1 protein-coding gene is annotated in these 1927 nt (G+C 60.8%); it reads left to right on the top strand.

What is annotated here, in order from left to right; translation table 11 throughout:
• Positions 1-466: 466 nt before the first annotated feature.
• Positions 467-1855: a group II intron reverse transcriptase/maturase gene (gene ltrA / locus ACT3XD_RS19500; protein WP_192539937.1), complete on the top strand. Its 1389-nt coding sequence runs from the start codon at positions 467-469 to the stop codon at positions 1853-1855.
• Positions 1856-1927: the final 72 nt, after the last annotated feature.

Raw genomic sequence — 1927 nt, forward strand, 5'->3', positions numbered from 1 at the left:
TGGTGCGCCAGGCATGGCGCGCAGCGCCTTAACAGGCGCTATTCCTGAGGGTGGTGCCTCAGGATGACTTGGGGGTGAAAGTCCCCTGCACGCCCGGCAAGGGGAAGTGCTAGCCGACGGCAAGGGTGTCCCTTGCGAGGGGGAATCTGAAGGAAGCCCAAGGCAAAACGCTGGCCTGACGAATAGGAAGCGGATACGAGGCGTCATGGCGGGGTGAGATGGCCATAATCATCAAAGCCCGGTACTTGCACGGAACGCCATGACGTAGATCCGACAGGCATAAGCGGGAAGGTCGCGCGTCTTACCCTGGGAGGTCTGGTGATCTGCCACAGTGCTACCGGCGTCGAGAGGCGACGGGATGGGTTACCAGACGTCAGCCGAGGCCATAGTAAGTGCCGGTTCACTACGGCACCAAGGGCCGAACATGAAGAACCGCGAGTAGGCGATAACGTCTCGAGGATCGATCATGAAGACAGACCATGACGCTAATACCGTCACTCACCCAGAGGGGCAGGAGCAGAACTCCGCGCCCCAGCCGGTGGGCGTCGAGACGGTCCCGGCGTCGTTATCGTGGACGAAAGCGGAGTCAGCCTCGCTCATGGAGCGGGTCGTTGACCCGGAGAACATGGAGCGAGCTTACCGTAAGGTGGCTGCCAACAAAGGTGCACCGGGTGTCGATGGCATGACGGTGCATCAACTGGCTGACCACCTAAAACAGCACTGGCCAACGTTGCGTGAGCGGCTGTTGGCCGATGCGTATCACCCGAGTCCAGTTCGAGCAGCCACGATCCCCAAGCCTAAAGGCGGAGTGCGGCAGCTCGGAATACCCACGGTCACCGACCGACTGATCCAGCAAGCGCTGTCACAAGTGCTCATGCCGGTCTTCGACCCGGAGTTCTCCGCGTCGAGTTACGGTTACCGCCCCAAACACAGCGCCAAGCAGGCCGTATCGGCCATGAAGGCCCATGTTACCGCTGGCCACCGCTGGGTGGTCGACCTTGACCTGAAAGCCTTCTTCGACCGAGTGAACCACGACCTGCTGATGGCACGGGTAGCGCGGCGCGTTGATGACAAGCGCGTGCTGCGCCTGATCCGCCGCTATCTGGAAGCGGGTATGTTCCAACACGGCTTGCCCACGCCGAGGCGACAGGGGACACCCCAAGGCGGACCACTCAGCCCGCTACTGGCGAACATCCTGCTGGACGATCTGGACAAGGAGCTGGAACGCCGAGGCCACCGCTTCTGCCGCTACGCCGATGACGTTCAGGTGTACGTCAACAGTCGGCGGGCAGGCGAGCGTGTCATGGAAAGCTTGAGTGAGTATCTCGAGAGCTCACTTCGGCTGACGGTCAACCGCACGAAAAGTGCGGTGGATCGGCCATGGAAACGCGGCTATCTGGGCTACCGTCTCACTTGGCACAAGCAGCCGAAGTTGACGCTGGCCAAGGCAAGTCTGAAGCGCATGATGCAGCGTGTTCGTGAGATCCTGAAGCGTGGCAGGGGGCGTAACACCCAACGGATAATCGAAGAGTTGGGGCCAGTCCTGCGTGGATGGGCCAACTACTTCAGCTTTGTTGATGTGAAACGGCCCTTGGAAGCGCTGGATCAATGGATACGTCGCCGCTTACGCGGCCTAATCTGGCGGCAATGGAAACGTTCAGCGACTCGTCGCCGGAAACTTCAAGGGCTGGGCCTGGACGCGCCCCGAGCTTGGAAATCGGCAGGCAATGGTCGAGGTCCTTGGTGGAACGCCGGGGCATCGCACATGAACCAGGCCCTGCCGAGGAAATGGTTTTACGACCAGGGACTGATCTCGGTACTGGATACGGTAAGAGGGCTTAACCGTTCTTCATGAACCGCCGTGGTACGGAACCGTATGCCCGGTGGTGTGAGAGGACAGGGGAGGCGACTCCCCTTCCTACTCGAT

It is taken from the genome of Halomonas sp. AOP7-B1-5, assembly GCF_052353045.1.
Classification (GTDB): Bacteria; Pseudomonadota; Gammaproteobacteria; order Pseudomonadales; family Halomonadaceae; genus Vreelandella; species Vreelandella colorata.